Source organism: Corynebacterium endometrii (assembly GCF_004795735.1).
Classification (GTDB): domain Bacteria; phylum Actinomycetota; class Actinomycetes; order Mycobacteriales; family Mycobacteriaceae; genus Corynebacterium; species Corynebacterium endometrii.
Genome location: NZ_CP039247.1, coordinates 1,691,611 through 1,711,319 on the forward strand (window position 1 = coordinate 1,691,611; position 19,709 = coordinate 1,711,319).

The following is a 19,709-nucleotide window of genomic DNA, read 5'->3' on the forward strand; positions in this document are numbered from 1 at the left end:
ATGCCATCTAGCAAGGTAAATCCGCAATCACACGCCCCGGCTAAAGTTGCTGCGCGCGCGGAGCGCGATGGGCGGCACTCCCCATTGAGCCTCAAGCTGCCGCATCCGTTGAAGCTGGGCATTGCATCTTCAATAGTCCTTACCCTGGCTTCCTTCGGCGGCGGCGCGACGCGCAACCGCGGCGGCGTACTGGAGGCGCTAAACCTGGGCTTCGTCAGCTACGGCCATGGCCGAAACTTCAGCATGCTGCTGTTTTGGGTCGGCCTGTTCGGGCTCGTGGCCGCATGGGTCTTGGCCGGCCGGGAGTTGGTGATTCCACAGCTTAAGGCCCCTACTGAAAAGGCCTTTGCCGCCATGCGCCGCTGGATGTGGATGTGGATTGCTCCCCTAGCGCTGGCCGGGCCGCTGGCCTCCCGCGATGTCTATTCCTACCTGATGCAGGGCGCCATGGTCCGCGATGGGTTCGATCCCTATTCCGAGGGCGCGGCCGTCAACCCAGGCCCATTCCTCCTTGAGGTCTCCCAAGACTGGCGAAACACCACGACCCCTTACGGGCCCCTGCACCTGTGGCTGGGCGAGGGCATCGTGCGTATCGCGGGCAACGAGGTGTGGCTAGGCATCATCCTGTTCAAGGTGGTGTCCCTGCTGGGATTTTTCGCCATCGCGTGGGCGGTGCCAAAGATAGCCACGCGCTTAGGTTCGGATCCCACCCTTGCCCTGTGGCTGGGCGTAGCCAACCCGGTGATGATCCTGCACCTCATCGGCGGAATGCACAATGAATCCGTCATGGTGGCGCTGGTGTCCGTGGGCCTTGTGCTGGCTCTCAACAGGAAGTACGTCGCGGCCATCGCCCTTATCGCCGTGGCCGTATCGATGAAGGCAACCGCCTTTATCGCCATGCCGTTCGTGGTGTGGATGATGGTGAATCGATTCGCGCCGGCCAAGACCAGCTCCGTTGCCAAGCAGTGTGGGGTATTCATCGCCTCCGGCGCCGCGATGGTGGCGCTGACCGTTGCGGTTGTGGCGGCGGTAACCTGGGCCTCCGGCACCTCTTGGGGCTGGATTTTTGAGATTACCGGCAATTCTAAAGTGATTAACCCGCTGGCCGGGCCAACCCTCATGGCGGACGTGCTCACTCCGCCGCTGCAGTCCTTCAACGAGGAGCTGACCTACAACTCCGTAATTTCCCTCTTGCGTTCCATTGCAATGGTGCTCATGCTGGCCGGAATGGTCGCCGCATGGTGGCTATTCCGCAAGGGAGATAACCAAGCAATCGTGGGTACCGCGGCCGCCTACCAGGTGGCCTTCATCTTCAACTCGGTGACCCTGCCGTGGTACTACGCCTCCGTCATCACGCTGGTGGCCGCGGGGCGCGTGCCGCTGCTAGTGACCAAGATTGCCACCGCGGGCTCATTCTTCGTGGCCGTGTCCTTCGCCGGCGACGGGAACCACCAGCTCTACAACTGGTGGTGGGTCATCGTTGCGGCCGCCGCGGCGTGGTTTATCACCTCGTGGATCTATGAACCGCTAAAGCACCCGGCCGGGGCGCCAGGTAGCCGGAATTAGAAGGCCATGGCCTGTGCGCGCCGGATGACTTCGCGCGCCAGGTGGCCGTGCAGGGCGTCGATGGGGCGGCCCGGCAGGGACTCGTCCTCGGTGAAGAGGTGGTGGAGGATTTCATCGTCGGAATAGCCGCCGTCAGACAAGACGGTGATTACGCCCGAGACGAACTTGCTGACCGCGTTCTTCTCGTTGAAAAATGCCTCCGGCACGTAGCGCACGCCGTCTTTGCGCCACGCGATGATCTTGCGCTCGGTGAGCAAATCGTGCGCGCGGGTCACCACGATACCCAGCTTGTCAGCCACCTCAGGCATGGTCAGCAAGGTTTCGTTGGCAAGGAGCTGTTCGAGATTCAGGTCGGGATTGCTTGGATTAGTCACAGACACCACCTTAATGCGCTTCGCGGTTTATTCCTCAATCCGTCATACTAGTGTCCATGAGTAGGTTAGACATTGGTGACATCCTCGAGGGACGCTACCGGGTGGATCAGCCAATCGCGCGCGGCGGCATGTCCACCGTCTACCGCTGCGTGGACCTACGCCTGGGTCGGGCCGTGGCGGCCAAGGTCATGCATGACCACTTCGCCACCGACCCTATCTTTGTCCACCGCTTCCAGCGCGAAGCCCTAGCCATGGCCCAGCTCACCCACCCCAACCTGGTGGGCGTTTACGATTTCAACGCCGAATCCGAACCGATTTACCTGGTGATGGAGCTCATCACGGGCGGCACGTTGCGCGAACTCCTCGGCGAACGCGGGCCCATGCCGCCGCACGCGGCCACCGCCGTCATGCGCGCCATGCTCACCGGCCTATCCGTGGTGCACGCCAAGGGCCTAGTCCACCGGGATATCAAGCCGGATAACGTGCTCATTAGCGCCGACCACCGGGTCAAGCTTGGGGATTTTGGCCTGGTGCGCTCCTCAACCTCCAATACGGTGACCTCAAATAACATCGTGGGCACCGTGTCCTACCTCTCCCCTGAGCAGGTGGATGGAAGTGATATCACCACCGCCAGCGACGTCTATTCCGCCGGCATTGTGCTCTTTGAACTGCTAACGGGCACCCTGCCGTTTAGCGGCGAGACTGACTTGGCCCACGCACTAGCGCGCTTGAACGGGGACGTTGCTGCCCCGTCTTCCCGCATTGCGGGCGTGCCCCACCTCTTCGATGAGCTGGTGGCCAGCGCCACCACCCGCGACGTCGACGAGCGCTTCGCCGACGCCGGGGAATTCCTCGCCGCGCTGGATGACGTGGCCGCGGAGCTGGCCCTGCCGGCGTTTACGGTCCCGGTGCCAAAGAATTCCGCCGCGGCGCGCACCGCGGCTAAACCCACGGACATGACGGGCATAGGAGCCACGGACATCTTTGCGCCCACTAGCATCATCAATCCCTTCCGCGAGCCAAAGGAAGATTCTAGGCCGGCAGCGGCGGTAGATGCGGACGCAAACGCGCGGGCGGGAAGCCAACAGGCTCACCCGGAGGCGCCTACTGAGGACCTCTCCCCTACCGAAGACCTCTTATTCCGCCGCGCGCCGCTGAGCTTTGAAACCCAGGCGCAGCAGCGCTGGCCGGAACCCGAGCCGGCCCGGCACGCCCCGCGCGCCGAGAACCCGCCCGCAGCGGCGCCCAGCCCCACGCCGGCAACGCCACCTGTGCCCCCACCGGCCAATCCGCCGACGCGCAACGCGCCCGCGGAACGCGGCCCAGCGGGCGAAGGGCGCAGGGAGTTACAACCGCGGCGGGATAAGACTCCCGCCCCGCCGATGCTGACCAACCGCTCCGGCGCGGGTTTCGCCGTATTCCTTTTGGTTGTCGCCCTGCTGGCCGCAGCGGTGGCCATCGGCGGGTGGTCCTACGCCTCCGGCATGTACGGCATGCTGCCTCAATTCCTCGAGCAGGCGCAGTAAGGCCCCAGTGCCGCCGAGTAAGGGGGCGCTGGCGGGGCGGCGTCGGACGCGGAGAAATGCAACAAGCCCGCCTGCGCGGACCGTAACGGTCGACGCGCGGCGGGCTGTGCCGGGCGTGGCGCTTAGCCGAGTTGGAAAAGCGAAGCACCGGGCGCCCCGTTGCCGCTTAGTAGCGCAGCATCTCGGCGACTAGGAACGCAAGCTCCAGGGACTGCTGGGTGTTCAGGCGTGGGTCCACCGCGGACTCGTAGCGGCCCGGCAGGTCCACATCGGTGATATCCTCGGCGCCGCCCAGGCACTCCGTGACGTCCTCACCGGTAAATTCCAGGTGGATGCCGCCCGGGTGGGTACCCAACTCGCGGTGCACCTCGAAGAAGCCCTGAACCTCATCCAGAATCTTGTCAAAGTGGCGGGTCTTGTAGCCATTGGACGCGGTTTCAGTGTTGCCATGCATAGGATCGCACTGCCACACCACCTTGTGGCCGGACTCCTCCACCGCGCGGACCACTGGGGGCAAAACCGTGCGGACCTTGTCATTGCCCATGCGGGAAATGATGGTCAGGCGGCCGGGCTCACGATCAGGATCGAGGCGCTCAACGTACTCAACGGCCTGTTCCGGGGTGATGCCCGGGCCGATCTTGATGCCCACCGGGTTCGCAATCAGAGCGCAGAAGTTGACGTGGAAGTCCTCAAGGCCGCGGGTGCGCTCACCGATCCACACCTGGTGCGCGGAAAGATCATAGAGCTTGGTGTTTCCATTAGCATCCGTGCCCAGGCGGAGCATGGCGCGCTCATAGTCCTTCAACAGCGCCTCATGGGAGCAGTAAATCTCTGATGTCCGCAGGGAGACATCATTGACGCCGCAGGCGTTCATGAACTGCAGGCCGTTGGTGATCTCCTTCGCCAGCGCCTCGTAGCGGGTGCCGGCCGGGGACTTGGACACGAACTCGCGGTTCCACTCATGCAGGGAGTACAGATCAGCGGTCCCGGAAGAGGTCAAAGAACGCACCAGGTTCATGGCCGCGGAAGAATTGGCATACGCCCGGATCATGCGGGCGGGATCATGGGCGCGGGACTCCTCAGTGGGTTCCACACCGTTGACAATGTCACCGCGGTAGTTCAGCAGGCCATTCGAATCAAAATCCGCGGAGCGTGGCTTTGCGTACTGGCCGGCGATGCGGCCTAGCTTTACCACCGGCACGGACGCGCCGTAGGTGAGCACCACCGCCATCTGCAGCAGCGTCTTGACGTTGCCACGGATGTGCGGCTCGGTGTTCGACTCGAAGGTCTCGGCGCAATCGCCGCCCTGGAGCAGAAATGCCTTTCCGAGGGCTACATCGGCGAGCTTCTTCTTGAGCGCCTCAACCTCCGGGGCCACCACGATGGGCGGGACGGACTCAAGGATCTTGCGAACGGTATCCGCCTTGTCCTGGGACCAGCTTGGCTGCTGTTTCGCGTCACGGGAAATAACGTCCTGGAACTTCTCCTCAATGCCCTCTGGCAACGGGGGAAGATCCGGGAGTGCTTCTTTAGAAATATCTACTGTCCAACTCACAAGAGCTATTTAAGCATGTGGTTGTGTATTTCTCTAACGTGTTGCAATCTTCCCACTGGATGAGATAGGAAGCGCCGCCGCGCAGGCCTTGAATTTGGCCAAATTATGGCGCGCGTCCACTAGGGCGTCATGGTTTCCCTGCGGCACGGAGGGCAGTTTTGGCCGGCCGGCCATCTCCCAGTACTGCTTCAGCTCGCGCGTGTAGCGCGGCAGCTTCTTGGGGAGCCCGGCCATGTCCCCCCACAGTTGCGCCAGCACCACGTGGTCATACGCCCCCACCCAGGCCCACAGCTCCGCCTGGTTTCCGTGGCGCAGCCCCTTGGTCAGGAACGCATAGACCTCTTCGCGGATGCGCTCACGCGGTTTCCACACCGGGTCGCGCGGGCTGGGCAGTTTATCGAGAACATTGTCACGCACCCACTGGTTGGCCTTCGATGAATCAAAATCGGTGGACACCGCGTAATACTCACTACCGTCTTCTGCGACAATCCCAATAGAGACCAGCTCTATGGTCTGGCCGTCCTCAATAAACTCAGTGTCGTAGAAATAGCGCACGACTATAAGCGTAGCGCCTCAAGCTGACCGGCCGTGCAGCGGGGTCCGCTATCCCGGGGCCGAACCAGCCCTAGCGGGCACCCTCTTGCGAGGCGGCGTCCGTAGCGTTGACCATTGGCTCCCGGTTCTTACGTCCCACGTTGGTAATGGCCGGTGGGGTCATGGTCCACTTGAGCACAGGGGTGCGCGATATTGCCCACAGCGTCAGGCTGCCCACGGCGCAACTGACCAGGCAAGCCAGGATCCAGAACCACGTGTTTTCTACCGGCCACGCACCGTCAACCGTGATGGTGAGATCCCGGCCAGACACAACAAAGCCGTAGCCCAGGGTCAGCGCAATGGGATGGCCCAGATAGATGGGCAGCGTGTGGCGGCCAACGAACTGGAAGGCGTGGGATACCACCGGAACGCGGGATATCAGCACCGCGCCTAGAATCGCGGCGGGCAGCATGGTTGATTGCTCAATCAGGCGCACGAATAACAGGATTTCCGGGCGCTCCAGCAGGCCATCACCGAAAAACGGCCACGCGTACACCGGGTTGCCCTCAAACTCGTCCCACGAACGGCGCACCCAGTACCCAAACAGGTAGGAGGCGGAGGCTGCGGCCACGGCCACGCATACCGCCGGGGTGACGCGGCGCCGCGCCAGTGCCTGATCGAATTGATCCGCAAAGGACTTGATAAACCCGCGCAGGTAGACACCTGCCATGAATACGGGCAGGTACATCATCGCCTTGCCGACGAAATAGACCACGTCATGGAAGGCCAGGAACAATACGGGGCTTAGCGAAACCAGCATGGAAAGCCATGGCGGGAGTTTGCGGCAAGACCACAAGATGAGGTTGAAGATCACCAGCGCGTGCAGGAACCACCCCATGTTATGGCCCAGGAGCAGGTTGCCAGCAACTTCCCCGACGCCCAGGCGTTCCTGCCCCCAGGACTGGTGGGCCAGTTCACGCGCGGTAGTTAGTTCCACGCATACCCAGATAATGTACGGAACAATAAAGAACCACAGCCGGCGGCTGAAGAGCTCCCACAGGGAGAAGTTGAGTACCTTGCTTGAGAAGAACCCGCTGACTAGGAAAAACAGCGGCATCCGCAGCGGATCTATCCAGCTGTTAAGGGAGACGAGCCACGTTTTATCAGAATCGGGGACCTGCAGTGAAACGTGCAAGAGCACAACGCCGACTATGGAAATGCCCTTCGCCACGTCCGGCCACGCCAGACGCTTGACACCCGCAGGGGCGGCGGCGCGTGCGGGTAGAGCTGAGGGCAAGGTTTTACCTACTGTCATGGCGAGTTATCGAATCGGTACTATACCCCGTTTCGGCGCCGGAGTACCATAACTAGGCCGTGTGGGGATCGGCGCCTTCCGGATAACCGTGGCCGGCGGCCAGGGACTTCTTCACATCACTGGCGTAAACATCCACATACGGCTGGCCCGTCATCTCAGCCAGTTGCGCCATGATGAAATCTGTAAACTCGCGCACCGTGGCGTGATCCTTGGGATCCAGACCGCGCTTATAGGCCCACTCGTGCGGGTTGACCGGCTTGCCGACCTTCACGCCCACCCTGCACGGGCGGGGGAAGATGGTGCCGATGGGGTTGGCCTTGCGGGAATCAATCATGCCCACCGGAATCACATCCGCGCCGGTCTCCATGGCAACGCGCGCCATGCCGGTACGCCCGCGGTAGATGCGACCGTCCGGGGAACGGGTCCCCTCCGGGTAGATGCCAAAGAGGTCACCGGCCTCAAGGATGCGGCGGGCCACAACCATCATGCCATCGGCCGCGGAATCAGTCCCCCGCTCAATGGGAACCTGGCCTACCGAGCTAAAGAACCACTTCTTAAAGCGGCCCGCCAGCCCCGGGGTGGTGAAGTATTCGGCCTTGGCGATAAAGGTGAGCTGGCGCGGGCACATGAGCGGGAAATAGAAGGAATCCATCACGGACTGGTGATTGGAAGCCACGATTGCGGCGCCCTCAGCGGGGATGTTATCCATCCCCTCGGACCAAGGGCGGTTATAGAGGCGGAGAAATGGCCCGATGAGCACATGCTTGTATACCCAGTACCACTTGTTCTTCATTGCAGATGTGCTCCCACTAGCCTTGAGGTAAGTAATTGCCTAATTCTTGGATGCTGCGGCTTCTACGGCCATATCCCGGGCCAAATCGGCCACACCAATCATACCCGCCCGAGAGCCAAGTTCCGCACTGACAACCCGCGGGGTTGGGCGGTGGCCAGCCCCCACCATGGAGGCCTCCATGTGGCGCACGGACGGCTCCATGTACAGGCTCGATTCCTTGGCCAGCCCGCCGCCAATCACGATGAGTTCTGGGTCGATGATGTCCGCCACCAAGGACAGGCCGTGACCCAACCAGCGGGAGAATTCCTCCATCACCGCAAGAGCCAGCGGATCCCCCTCCCGTGCGGCCGCAGTGATGGCCTCCCCCGCAGCGTCCTCCGGCAGCGAGGTGGAGTAATCCGCGCGCAGTTCGGCCGCCGTGGCGGACAGCGCCGTGCCGGAGACGTAGCGTTCCAGGCATCCACGCTTGCCGCACGGGCATGCGCGTCCGCCGGGGACCGCCACGATGTGCCCGAATTCCGGCGCGGTGCCGTGCGCACCGCGGTAGATTCCGTCAGGAGTCATGATTGTGGCCCCGATGCCCGTGCCCAAGGCGTAAAACACCCAGTGCTGAGCGCCCCTGCCCGCGCCGAAGCGGTATTCGCCCCAGGCCGCGGAGTTCGCGTCATGCTCCAGGCGTACCGGGAGCCCCAGTTTTTCCTCCAGGATGTGTTTTACCGGCGCGTCCCGCCACGGCAGGTGCGGGGCGAAGCGCACCGTGGTGCACGTGGGGTCCACGAACCCGGCCACGGCCAGGCCCACGGCCGCGATGTCATGGTCCGCGCGAAGCTCATCAGTAAGCCGGGCGATTGCCGCCTCGAGGGCCTGGGCGTCGCGGAGCGTGTCCGCGCTGCGCTGATCGATAATCTCGCCCTCCGCGCTGACCACTCCCGCCCGGACATGGGTGCCTCCAATATCAAATCCCACCGTCAGTGGCTGCTGGCCGTGGCGGGATGGAGTCTGAATTGGCTGAGGCATGTGAAAAGAATATACCTCTGCCCGCACCCCGGTCACATCCGGACCGTGGTGATCTCCCGTAGCGTATCCCCCATGCGCTTCCAGTTCCATTCTTCCTCCACGTAGGCGCGCCCGGCCGAACCCATGTGCTCGCGCGCCAGGGGGTCCCCGAGCAGGCCGCATAACGCCTCTTCCAGCGCGCGCAGATCCCCGCCCGGCACCACCACCCCGGTCTCCGGCGTCACGGTCTCGGGGGCGCCGCCTGAATCCCCGGCGATGACGGGCAGGCCCGCGGCCTGGGCCTCGAGGTAGACGATTCCCAGCCCCTCCACGTCCAGGCCGCCGCCGCGGGTGCGCGCCGGCATGGCGAATATGTCAGCGGCGTTAAGCACCCGTTTCAAGCCGTCCTCCCCCTTGGCCTCAACAAAGCGCGTGTCAGGATGGTAGATGTCCGCTAGCGCCTCCAGGGTTGCCTTGTAACGCCCCCGTCCCACGATGAGCAACTCCGCTTCCGGGAAGCGCTCCCGCACCGCGGGCATTGCCCTGATGAGTTGGTCCTGGCCCTTGCGCGGGACCAGGCGGGAGACGCAAACTATCACCAAGCTTCCCTGCGCGAGCCCCAGGCCCGCGCGCGCGGCCCGCTTAGCCTGCGGCGTAGCAGGTGTAAAGGCCCCGGCGTCCACTGCCGACGGCATCTTAACCCACCGCGCCCCCGGCCCAAAGGCCTTCTCCAGCCGGGACTTGGTGTAGGAGGAGATATACGTGATGATGTCTGCGCTGGCGCCGATCCTGCGCAACGCTGCGCGCGCGCCCGGGAGCATGGACCAGCCCACCTCATGGCCATGCGTGGTGGCTATCACGCGGCGGGCGCCGGCGCGCTTGGCGGCCTTGCCCATCAGGGCCAGCGGCGCCGCCGCGCCAAACCAGACCACCTCGATGCCCCGCTCCTGGATAATCCGGCGCATCTCCCGCTCCACGGCGGGGGTGGGCAACATGACTGAGCCCGGCCACCGCACCACCTCATAGGGCAGCGCCGCATCGAAGGCCGCTGCCGCCTCGGCATCCTGGGTGGAGGCGAAGACAATTACGTCCTCCGGATTGAGCGTGGCGACAAAGTCCCGCAGGTAGGACTGTATGCCGCCGATAGTGGGCGGAAAATCGTTGGTAACAAGCAGAATCCGGGCCATGACGCTTAACTGTACGTCATGGCCCGGACTTTAAAAGGATTTGGTGCTTGCCCTAGTAGCGGACCGCGCCTACCACCTGCATGGAGTGCAAAGGCACCACCTGGACCGGGACGCCGTAGGTCGAGGCGTGCACCACTTGGCCATCGCCGATGTACATGCCCACGTGCGTCACGCCCGGGAAATAACCCACGATATCGCCCGGTTGGAGCTGATCCAGCGGGACCGGGGTGCCGCCGGCGAGCTGCGCCTGGGAGGTACGCGGAATTGTCTTGCCCTGCTGCGCATAGGACCAGACCATCAATCCGGAACAGTCAAACTGGTTTGGGCCGGTAGCGCCCCATCCGTACGGGGAGCCAATGCGGCTCATAGCCGCGGCCACCGCGCCGCCGCCCAGTCCGGACAGCTCTGCTAGCTTGGCCGGGTCGAAGCGGGCGGATGAGGCATTGAACTGGTCCTCCCACGCCGCCCGCTGCTCAGGGCTAAGCCCATCCACCTGGGCCTCGATGTCAGCCTGCTGGGCCTCAAGCGCCTGCCTATCCAGCACCAACTGCTCGCGCCTTGCCTCAAGCTCCGCCGCCTTGTCCGCGGCCAGCTTGACCGCCCTATCGGCCGTGTCCCGCATTGCTTCCGCCTCCGCCGAACGCGCGGACATGGTCTCCAACGTGCGCTGCGCGTCACGGGAGATTGCCCCTAGGTACCCCAGGCGGTCCACGGCGGACTGCGGGTCACCGGAGGCCAGGGTGGTGGTCAGCGGGTCGAAGTTAAAGCCGCGGTAACGGGATTGCGCAATCCCGTTGACGCTGCGCTGCTGCTCGTCCAGGGCGGACGTCGCCGCCTCTAGGTCACGCCGCGCCTGCTCCGCCTTTGAGCGCAGACCTTCGAGTTCGGCCTCCGCGCGGGCGAGTTCATCCTCGGCGGCCTTGAGTTCTTCATTCTTCGCGGCCACCTGCTGGCCCAATTCGCCCATGCGCTCTATGAGTCCGTAAACATCCGCGGGGCCGCCGGCGGCGTGACCGGGGGCTGGGGCCTCGCCGACTTCCTGGGCCACCGCCCCACCGACGAGGGAGAAGGTCATAGCGGCCGCCGTTACTGCGGCGAGGGAGACGCGAGCGCCACGGCGGCGCTGGGAGTGATCGCGGTGCACAGTGTGACTTTCTGAGAGTGATCCAAGTTGAAACTTGGGCCAACTATAGACAATCGCGGTACTTTTCGCGAAATGTCCGCAGCCTTTGGTTTCAAGCTTTCCAGTGAAGTGATTGGGGCCTTAGGGCCACCCCCGGCAGGCGCCTCTAAAATTAGCGCGCAAGCAGAAATGGAAAAAGCCCTGGCGGCTCACGGGGAACCTCCAGGGCCATTGTTCAACCTACCGGTAGACGCGTTTAGAAGCGGACTACGGAATGGATTGGCATGTAGTGCAGCGGGCGCTCAGCGACCGGAGTACCGGAGTTAAGCGCGTCGATCATCATGCCATTGCCAACGTAGATGGCAACGTGGGATGCGCCACCGTAGTAGGCAACGATGTCACCGGGCTGAATCTCGGACAGCGGCACCTGCTGGCCGGCGGATGCCTGGGCCTGGGAGGTGCGAGGAATGGACTTGCCGGCCTGCGCGTACGCCCAGGAGGTCAAGCCGGAGCAATCGAAGGAGCTAGGGCCCGCAGCGCCGTAGGCGTATGGGGAACCAACCTTGGAGCGCACCGCTTCTACTACCTTCTGGCCGGTGGTCTGTGCGGGTGCTGGCGCAGCCTGCGGGGCGGCCGGTGCGCCCTGTGGGGCGGATACTGGCGCGGAGTAGTTAGCCTGACCGGTCACGCGCTGAGCCAGCTCAGGAACGTAACGGTCAATGTTTGGCACCTTCTCGATGTTAGGAATGTCTTCCAGGCCCTGAACCTCAACGGAAAAACCGGTGTTAGGGATGGAGACCTCAGCAGCGTTACCTACCGCTGGAACAGCAACCGTTGCGGTTGCGGCGAGGGCGGTTGCGCCCGCGATGCGGCGGGATACGCTGGTGTCCTGACGACGATGCTTAGCCACGAATTAAACTCCAAACTTTCCTGTGCGTCTACCATCCAAGCCACGGCAATCCTCGATTCGAGTTCAAGGACGCGTGACCCGTATGGCTCTGGCCCGAGTGGACCTAACGTTCGTAGGACGCCCATCTCTGTAGGGCTCCTCCGCTCGGCCCCACTGCTTCAGGAGGGCCAGATACGACGCTTAAAATCTTTTGTTTTATGAATGCGCCCCGTGGTTGGTAACGCAATGTCTCGAATAGGTTACGAAATTGTCACGGCGAATGTCGAATTTTGACCCAGCATGTCATCCGTTACCGTCCCGTTATCAACGGGTTACCTTCCCGATACCCTAAAACCCCTTCCAAGACAGAGACGGACCACACTTTCCAGCTCGTCCCCAAAACCCCTCGCGACTAGCGGATTTAGTAAATTCCATTCTCTAAGGAAAGGCTGAACGAGATCACTTCCCCATTCCACAGCACAAATAAAAATATTATTGTGACCTTTGTCACGCCCGACCCTGGAGGCCCGTTTAGGGGCCTTCTCCTTACCCCTCCCCTCCCCTGTAGCGCCCGCATTGCCGGCGTGACACCCGCCGCTGAGCCCACCGCGGGCGTATTTGGCGCGCGGGGATAAAAGTGCCCCGGTAGCGTCTACCACGCCACAAATTCCGCAGAAGAGCCACCCCGCCCCAAGAACAAGGCCCCGCCCCAACCCCTGGTACCCAGATAAAGCCCCGCCTAGGTCTTAGCCGAATGCTATAAAGCCCCGGGTTCTTATTGAAGCGCCCCCTAGAGTATGAGCGCCTGCCTGAGCGCACGTACCGTCCACGCACATCCCGCGCGTGAAAATGCCCCGCCTATCGCAGGCGCCCTGCACGCAGACGCCTAGCTTTCCTATATAAGCCCTCAAATCGCCTTATATAAGCCCGTATATAAGAGGGGTACTAAGGACAAGCTGGGCGGCCTTGGCAATAGAAAACGCCTGCCCTTACCTAGTAGGTAAGGAACAGGCGTCGAGAGCGCTAGTGTTCAGCCTAGGGCTGGAACTTAGATGCGGCCGTTCTCCTCGTCCTCGCGGCGGTTGGCCTCATTGAGACGGCGGAACATCTCCGCTTCCTCAACATGGTTGTCCTCGCGAGCCTCGTGAACGCGGCGCATCATGTCCGGATCATCCGGGGAGAATACGCCCTGGGTCTCAGAATCAGCCAGGCCAAGCTGGTTGAGCTGCTTAGGAACGTAAGCACCGGCGTACTCCATTGGGATCTGGTGACCGTGCTCATCAACCGGGCCAATTGGCTGGTGAACCTCGATGAAGGCGCCGTTTGGCATCTGCTTGATGATACCGGTCTCAATGCCGTGCTCCAGGACCTCACGGTCGGAGCGCTGCAGACCAACGCAGATTCGGTAGGTGATGAAGTAAGCCAATGGCGGCAGGATGATAATGCCGATACGGCCTACCCAGGTCATCGCGTTCAGGGAGATCTGGAAGAAGTGCGCAACATGGTCGTTACCACCAGAGATGGTAACCAGCAGGAAGAAGGTGATAGCCATTGCGCCGATACCGGAACGAACTGGAACGTCGCGCGGACGCTGCAGCAGGTTGTGGTGAGCATCGTCACCGGTGAACTTCTTCTCGATGAATGGGTATGCGATAAGCAGTACAACCATTAGACCACACAGAAGGGCTACCCAGAATGCGGATGGGATGGTGTAGTTGCCCAGGTAGAGCTCCCACGCTGGCATGACACGGGCCACACCGTCAGTCCAAAGCATGTAGATATCAGGCTGGGAACCGGCGGAAACCTGGGATGGGTTGTATGGACCCAGCAGCCAGATTGCGTTGATGGTGAGGATACCGGACATCAGGGCCAGAACACCCGCAACCATCGCGCCCATGCCGATAGCCTTCGTGGCGAAGACCGGCATGATTCGAACGCCAACGACGTTGTTCTCTGCGCGACCAGGACCAGGGAACTGGGTGTGCTTCTGGTACCAAACCAGGAGCAGGTGGGCTGCAATGAGGCCAAGGATGATGCCCGGAATGACCAGAACGTGCAGGATGTAGAAACGATCCAGCATCAGGTCAGATGGGAAGTCACCGTCAAAGATGGCCCAGTGCATCCAGGTGCCCAGGATTGGGATACCCAGGATGATTGCGGACATGATTCGCAGACCAACGCCGGAGAGCAGATCATCCGGAAGGGAGTAACCGAGGAAGCCCTCGATCATGCCCAGCAGAATCAGGGCGACGCCGATGATCCAGTTGGCCTCACGCGGGCGGCGGAATGCGCCGGTGAAGAAGATGCGGAGCATGTGGGCAACCATGGACATCATGAACATGAGTGCTGCCCAGTGGTGCATCTGGCGAACGAACAGGCCGCCGCGAACCTCAAAGGAAATATCGAGTGCCGTTGCGTATGCTCGGGACATCTCAACGCCGTTGAGAGGGGTGTACGCACCGTCATAGATAACCTTCGTGATGGAAGGGTCGAAGAACAGTGCCAAGTAGATACCGGTCAGCAGCAAGATGATGAAGCTGTACAGCGCCATCTCACCGAGCATGAAGGACCAGTGAGTTGGGAATACCTTGTTTAGCTGCTGGCGAATGAAGCCCGAGGCAGTGTACCGCGAGTCAATGTTGTTACCGATTTCGGCTAGTTTATTGCTCATTATGACTTACGCTCCCAGAAAGCCGGGCCTACAGGCTCGATGAAGTTACCCTGTGCGACGAGGTAACCCTCTTCATCCACGGTGATTGGCAGCTGTGGCAGAGCACGGGCCGCCGGGCCGAAGAGTGGCTTGCCGTAACGCAGTGCATCGAACTGCGACTGGTGGCAAGGGCACAGGATTCGGTTGGTCTGAGCCTCGTACAGAGAGGTTGGGCAACCGATGTGAGTACAAATCTTGGAGTATGCGTAGTAATCGCCGTGGTGGAAGTCTTCCTGACCCTCGCGCTCAATTACTCGCTGTGCGTCGGAGTGACGCAGGCGAATCAGCATAACCGGGTTGCGGTTGCCGTGAATGGAGTGCATGTGGTTTTCGTAGACATCCTTGTTCGGGTCGTACTCCGCACCGTCGTTAACGTCGCTAGCTGCGAGCGGGAAGACGGTCTCCATGCCGCCCGCGGCCAGGTCCTCCGGGCGAACACGCACCAGGCGGGAAACGCCCTGGGTGGTGTAGTGGGTGCCGGATTCGCCGGTGTGCGGCTCCGCGATGGTACCGGTGTCGCGTGCGAGGTAGAGCTTGACGCCCTTCTCGTGCATGGTCCAGCCGGAGGTCCACAGGGTACCGTCGCCGGTGTAGTCCAGATCGTGGCGTACCTTCCAAGGATTCTTGATTGCGCCACCCAGCGGAGCCGCAACGGTCAGGCCGAACAGTACGCCGGCGCCACCGAAAAGGCCCATGAGGGTCTTGCGACGACCAAGGGTGGAAGTCTTCCAGGAATCGTTCAGAAGAGCGGTCAGGGTCTGGCGGTCAATCTCCTCGGAAGGACCGTCGTGGCGACGCTGAACGGAAATCTCCTCAGGGATGATCTTCTTGACGTACTGGACGATGGCGATACCCAGAGAGATGATCGCCAGGCCGGAGGTCAGGCCCAAAAGTGGGGTGTAGAAGATGTGCCACAAAAGACCCTCATCACCGTGGGTCTTGAACTGCCATGGCCAGAAGATGTAGACGGCGAGGAACGCCAGGGCCATAACAATGGAGATGGTGAGCCATACGCCAATACCGAATGCGGCACGCTTTTCGGCAGGGTCACCGGCTACCGGGTAGCGCTCCTTGCGGAACGCAACGGTTACATCGTCGAGCTCGGTGCCGAGGGCAGCAAGCTCAGTCTCGCTCATGCCTTTCAGCTGAGCCTCAGTGTAATTCTTCTTTACGTTGCTCATGAGCGAGATCCAATCCACATTGCAGCAGCACACAGGGCGGTGATGCCGATAATCCACATTGCTAGACCCTCAGCAACTGGGCCAAGACCGCCAAGGTCCCAACCCGCCGGGCTGGGGGTTTCACCAGCGGACTTCAGGAATGCAATGATGTCCTTCTTCTCATCGGCGGTCAGCTGACGATCGGAGAACTTAGGCATGTTCTGAGGGCCGGTGAGCATTGCCTGGTAAATCTCCTGCTCGTTGGCCGGAGCCAGCGGTGGAGCGTACTTACCGGAGGACAGTGCGCCGCCCTGGCCGGTGAAGTTGTGGCAGGACGCGCAGTTCATGCGGAAGAGCTCGGAACCTCGCGCTACGTCCTCGGCCTGGATCTGGCCGTTGTAGTTAGCGCCGCGCAGGGACTCCTGGGCAATAATCTTGTTGCCCTTCTCGTCGTACTGCACGTTACCGTTCTCATCCGTCTCGTAAACTACGTCCGGACCGCCACCGTTAGCGGCAACGTAGGCCGCAAGGGCCATGGTCTGCTGCTCGGTGTAGCGTGGGGTTTTGCGCTCAGCCTGTGCATCGTTAGACATCATCGGCATACGGCCGGAGTGGACCTGGAAGTACACCGCACCGGAGCCGATACCGATGAGTGATGGGCCACGGTCATCGACGCCCTGCAGGTTCGCACCGTGGCAGGTGATACAAGCTACGTCGTAGATGTCCTTGCCTTCTTGGATGAGGGCTTGGTCGTCCTTCTGCGCGGTTGCAACCTGAGCGTCCGGGGTCAAGGCGGTAGCCAGGACGCCAGCACCGGTCAGGCCGATGGTCAGCGCGAAGGTACCCGCAAGCGTGCGCTTCGCCTTGCGGCGACGGCGGGTCTTCTTAGCCGCTACGGCAGCAGGGGTCTTGCCTGCTGCCTGTGCGGCAGAATTAGAATTGCTATCCATCATTTTCCTTAGAATAAGTCGTGCTCGGAAAGTGAAGGCTGTAGGCCAGTGAAACCACCGGCTTCACTACGGCCTACTGTACGAGGTAGATAACGACAAAAACGCCGATCCAGATGATGTCCACGAAGTGCCAGTAGTAGGACACTGCCATTGCCGCAGTTGCCTGCGATGGCGTGAACTTGGTCTTGGCCACACGAATGAGAACGATCACGAAGGCAAGAATGCCGGCGGTCACGTGTGCCGCGTGGAAACCGGTCAGAATGTAGAAGACCGAACCAAAGACACTGGACTGAATCGTCACACCGTGGTGGATCATCTCGTACCACTCAAACGCAACGAGACCAATGAAGATCACGCCGAGCAGAATGGTCACTGCGTACCAAACACGTAGCTTATATACGTCACCCCTTTCAGCTGCGAAGACGCCGAACTGGGAAGTAACGGAGGACGTGATCAGGATGGCGGTGATGACACCGCCATACACAACGTTGAGATGGCCGGTCTGAACCGCCCAATCACCTTCCTGGCCGTTAGCGCGCGATGTGAACCACATTGCGAACAGTCCGGCGAAGAACATCAATTCCTGAGACAGGAACACGATGGTGCCCACGCTGACCATATTGGGTCGGTTCAGCGTAGCAACACGTGGTGCTGCCATACCTTGGTTTGAAACTGCGCTCGTCACGTCTATTAGTATGACGGTTCGGGACCCATAAGTCACCCGAATCCCCCCGCAATTTGAAGCCTCCCCGTTGGCTTTGGCGCGGGCGAAAAAGAACGAACCGCGGCCCAAGATTATTCCTTATAAATGGGAACTTTTTAAGCCCATTTCCGACGAAGTGTTTTCGCAGGTTATCAAGCCGGAGCCGCAGCAAGCCCGCAGATCTGCTCGCCGGGCCAACTTCGCCATGCGTACCGCCCGAAAAGACGCAAGTCGCCATGCCAATTTGCCCTGAGAGATAAATCACAAGCCGGAAGGCCCCCATCACCCGCGCTTTCAAACTTTCGGTTGACCCCCGAATAATGAGGGGCAAAGAAGTAAAAGCGCTGGTAGAAAAAGTGGCCCCCGCGGCAGTATTCGCATCGGCTCTGATTCCAGGGCCCCGCGCCCTCCCCCACGGATCGCCTTGTACAAAATTTTTACGGCAATCCGGGAACTTTTACGAGGATTAACCGACGCACCAAAAAGTCCCCGCTCCTCTTTTAGAAGAACGGGGACTCGAGAAGTTCACGTGGCGCGCGGCGCTCAGGCCGCGCGGTTTAGAAGCTTAGTGCTTCTCCTTTGGCAGACCGTACTGCAGGGAGAGCTTGGTAACGGTAAATACCAGAAGAGCCGCGCCCAGAACGATGAGCCAGTAGTAGACGAAGATGATGCCCAGACCCATAACGGCGATGGAACCCGCCATCGCGATTGGCCAGATGGAATTCGGAGAGAAGAAGCCCAGAATGCCGGCGCCATCCGCTACCTCAGCCTCTTCCCAATCCTCCGGCGCGATGTCCGTGCGGGAATCGGTGAAGTGAAGGTAGCCGGCGAGCATCAAGCACAGCAGGGTTGCCAGGGTCAGGCCAACGATGCCGATCCACTCAGGACCGTAAGCGTAGCCGTCATCTTGAATGTAGTTAACGCCAATGGTGTAAACGACCAGGGAGATTACCAGGTAAACGGCGATGCCGTAAAAGACTTTAGCTCCAACGCGCATGATTACTCCTTAAGCGTTTGCTTTTTCGTTAGCGTCAACGAAGTTGTTGCCATCATTAGTCTGGCGGGAACCGTTGAACGGCTGGGTGGTGGTTGCGTAAGGGGCCTCACCGATGGAAGCCAGTGCCTCAGAGTTTGGAGCATCTGGGTTATCGATTCGGTACTGCATGTAAGCCTTGAAGTTCTCCGGGCTTACGGTGCGAATCTCAAAGTTCATCATCGCGTGGTAGGTACCGCACATCTCAGCACAGCGGCCAACGAATGCGCCTTCCTTAGTGATCTCCTCTACCTGGAAAGCACGCTCCTGCTGGTTTGCCTCTGGGTGGGAGTAAACGTCACGCTTGAAGAGGAACTCCGGAACCCAGAAGGAGTGGGATACGTCGCCGGAAGCGAGGCGGAACTCGATAGGAGTACCGGTTGGCAGAACCAGAACCGGGATCTCCTCGGTGGTGCCTACGGTCTCAATCTCGTTGAAGTTCAGGTAGGAGATGTCACCCTTGGACTTGCCGTGAATCGGGTTAGGATTCTTTACGCCCTCTGGGTCGATGGAGGAGTCCTCCGCGAGTGCCTGACGCTCTTCGTCGGCACCGTTGTAATCCTGGCCGTTAGGGGCCGCATTACCGGTCAGCGAAGCGTAGCCGAACTTCCAGTTCCACTGGTAGGCGGTAACGTCAACCACTACCTCTGGATCCTTATCCAGCGCGGTAACCTTCTGCTGCGCCTGAACGGTGAAGAAGAACAGGCCGGTGATGATGATAATTGGCACAACGGTCAGCACCATTTCGAGCGGCAGGTTGTACTGCAGCTGCTTAGGGAATTCACCCTTGCCAGCCTTCTCGGCCTTCTTCGCGCTCCAGCGGAAGATAGCCACGAGCATGAGGCCCCACATGATAATGCCGATGATCCATGCGGCAACCCAAACCCAGATCCAGAAGTTGTACATTGCCTCGGCCTCAGGGGTAATACCCCGTGGCCAGCCAAAACCGATTACCTTATTGACTGCCTCTGGCGCTTTGACATCACAAGCTGCCAGGGCCGAACCACCCAGTGCAAGTGCGCCGGCTAGGCCCACCTTACGGGTGATATTGCGCTTATTACGCTGTCCCACGTGTGTTCTGCCTTTCTGTCCACACAAAACTTCTCGAACACTTCACGAGCATTCCTATCCAATCAGGATAGTGGATCCAGACCGCTTTGCAGGCCTTTAAGCCCGTGACAGCTGGACCTCATGGAACGCACAGAATGTTGGTCGGTGATGATGTTACAGGTTCACCTGCCAAATGCCCGATCCGCACCCCCACCTACCGCCGCCCGCTGTTACCCAATTCACAT

Annotated in this window: 17 protein-coding genes; 2 read left to right on the forward strand and 15 right to left on the reverse strand. The window is 61.0% G+C overall.

The window, feature by feature from the left end:
* Nucleotides 1–1,566: an alpha-(1->6)-mannopyranosyltransferase A gene (locus tag CENDO_RS07625; RefSeq protein WP_136141505.1), complete on the forward strand. Its 1,566-nt coding sequence runs from the start codon at nt 1–3 to the stop codon at nt 1,564–1,566.
* Here the strand turns inward: CENDO_RS07625 and CENDO_RS07630 are convergent.
* On the reverse strand, nt 1,563–1,946 hold the full coding sequence (locus CENDO_RS07630) for an Rv2175c family DNA-binding protein (RefSeq protein WP_425456160.1): 384 nt from the start codon (nt 1,944–1,946) through the stop codon (nt 1,563–1,565). The two genes, CENDO_RS07625 and CENDO_RS07630, sit on opposite strands and share 4 nt — an antisense overlap.
* A gap of 50 nt (nt 1,947–1,996) precedes the next feature.
* On the opposite strand from CENDO_RS07630, the gene CENDO_RS07635 reads away from it, so the two are divergent.
* Complete coding sequence (locus tag CENDO_RS07635; RefSeq protein ID WP_136141507.1) at nt 1,997–3,466, forward strand: protein kinase domain-containing protein; 1,470 nt, start codon at nt 1,997–1,999, stop codon at nt 3,464–3,466.
* 166 nt (nt 3,467–3,632) lie between these two features.
* Here the strand turns inward: CENDO_RS07635 and CENDO_RS07640 are convergent, their stop codons facing one another.
* The 14 genes from CENDO_RS07640 to ctaC form a co-directional block, all read right to left on the reverse strand.
* On the reverse strand, nt 3,633–5,021 hold the full coding sequence (locus tag CENDO_RS07640) for a class II 3-deoxy-7-phosphoheptulonate synthase (protein ID WP_136141508.1): 1,389 nt from the start codon (nt 5,019–5,021) through the stop codon (nt 3,633–3,635).
* A gap of 33 nt (nt 5,022–5,054) precedes the next feature.
* Nucleotides 5,055–5,576: a polyadenylate-specific 3'-exoribonuclease AS gene (locus tag CENDO_RS07645; protein WP_136141509.1), complete on the reverse strand. Its 522-nt coding sequence runs from the start codon at nt 5,574–5,576 to the stop codon at nt 5,055–5,057.
* 70 nt (nt 5,577–5,646) lie between these two features.
* On the reverse strand, nt 5,647–6,870 hold the full coding sequence (locus CENDO_RS07650; protein ID WP_136141510.1) for an acyltransferase family protein: 1,224 nt from the start codon (nt 6,868–6,870) through the stop codon (nt 5,647–5,649).
* Nucleotides 6,871–6,922: 52 nt separating this feature from the next.
* Entirely contained in the window at nt 6,923–7,663 is a 741-nt protein-coding gene (locus CENDO_RS07655) for a lysophospholipid acyltransferase family protein (protein WP_136141511.1), read from the reverse strand.
* Nucleotides 7,664–7,702: 39 nt separating this feature from the next.
* Complete coding sequence (locus CENDO_RS07660; protein ID WP_136141512.1) at nt 7,703–8,680, reverse strand: ROK family protein; 978 nt, start codon at nt 8,678–8,680, stop codon at nt 7,703–7,705.
* Nucleotides 8,681–8,712: 32 nt separating this feature from the next.
* On the reverse strand, nt 8,713–9,846 hold the full coding sequence (locus tag CENDO_RS07665) for a glycosyltransferase family 4 protein (RefSeq protein ID WP_136141513.1): 1,134 nt from the start codon (nt 9,844–9,846) through the stop codon (nt 8,713–8,715).
* Nucleotides 9,847–9,898: 52 nt separating this feature from the next.
* Nucleotides 9,899–10,990 carry a C40 family peptidase gene (locus CENDO_RS07670; protein WP_246014219.1) on the reverse strand — a complete coding sequence of 364 codons (1,092 nt, stop codon included), beginning with the start codon at nt 10,988–10,990 and terminating at the stop codon, nt 9,899–9,901.
* A gap of 235 nt (nt 10,991–11,225) precedes the next feature.
* A complete protein-coding gene (locus tag CENDO_RS07675) occupies nt 11,226–11,879 on the reverse strand; it encodes a C40 family peptidase (RefSeq protein WP_136141514.1) in 654 nt (217 codons plus the stop codon).
* A 1,027-nt stretch (nt 11,880–12,906) separates the two neighbouring features.
* Nucleotides 12,907–14,529 (reverse strand): cytochrome bc1 complex cytochrome b subunit, encoded by a 1,623-nt coding sequence (gene qcrB, locus CENDO_RS07680; RefSeq protein WP_136141515.1) that lies wholly within the window; start codon nt 14,527–14,529, stop codon nt 12,907–12,909.
* On the reverse strand, nt 14,529–15,749 hold the full coding sequence (gene qcrA, locus CENDO_RS07685; protein ID WP_136141516.1) for a cytochrome bc1 complex Rieske iron-sulfur subunit: 1,221 nt from the start codon (nt 15,747–15,749) through the stop codon (nt 14,529–14,531). The genes qcrB and qcrA overlap by 1 nt, the downstream gene beginning before the upstream one ends.
* Nucleotides 15,746–16,681 carry a cytochrome bc1 complex diheme cytochrome c subunit gene (gene qcrC / locus CENDO_RS07690; RefSeq protein WP_136141517.1) on the reverse strand — a complete coding sequence of 312 codons (936 nt, stop codon included), beginning with the start codon at nt 16,679–16,681 and terminating at the stop codon, nt 15,746–15,748. The genes qcrA and qcrC overlap by 4 nt, the downstream gene beginning before the upstream one ends.
* Before the next feature lie 70 nt (nt 16,682–16,751).
* The gene (gene ctaE / locus CENDO_RS07695) at nt 16,752–17,363 is read right to left on the reverse strand and encodes an aa3-type cytochrome oxidase subunit III (RefSeq protein ID WP_428844431.1); all 612 of its coding nucleotides are present in this window, start codon (nt 17,361–17,363) and stop codon (nt 16,752–16,754) included.
* 583 nt (nt 17,364–17,946) lie between these two features.
* A complete protein-coding gene (gene ctaF / locus CENDO_RS07700) occupies nt 17,947–18,378 on the reverse strand; it encodes an aa3-type cytochrome oxidase subunit IV (RefSeq protein WP_136141518.1) in 432 nt (143 codons plus the stop codon).
* Between the two features lie 9 nt (nt 18,379–18,387).
* Entirely contained in the window at nt 18,388–19,485 is a 1,098-nt protein-coding gene (gene ctaC, locus CENDO_RS07705) for an aa3-type cytochrome oxidase subunit II (protein ID WP_136141519.1), read from the reverse strand.
* Nucleotides 19,486–19,709: the final 224 nt, after the last annotated feature.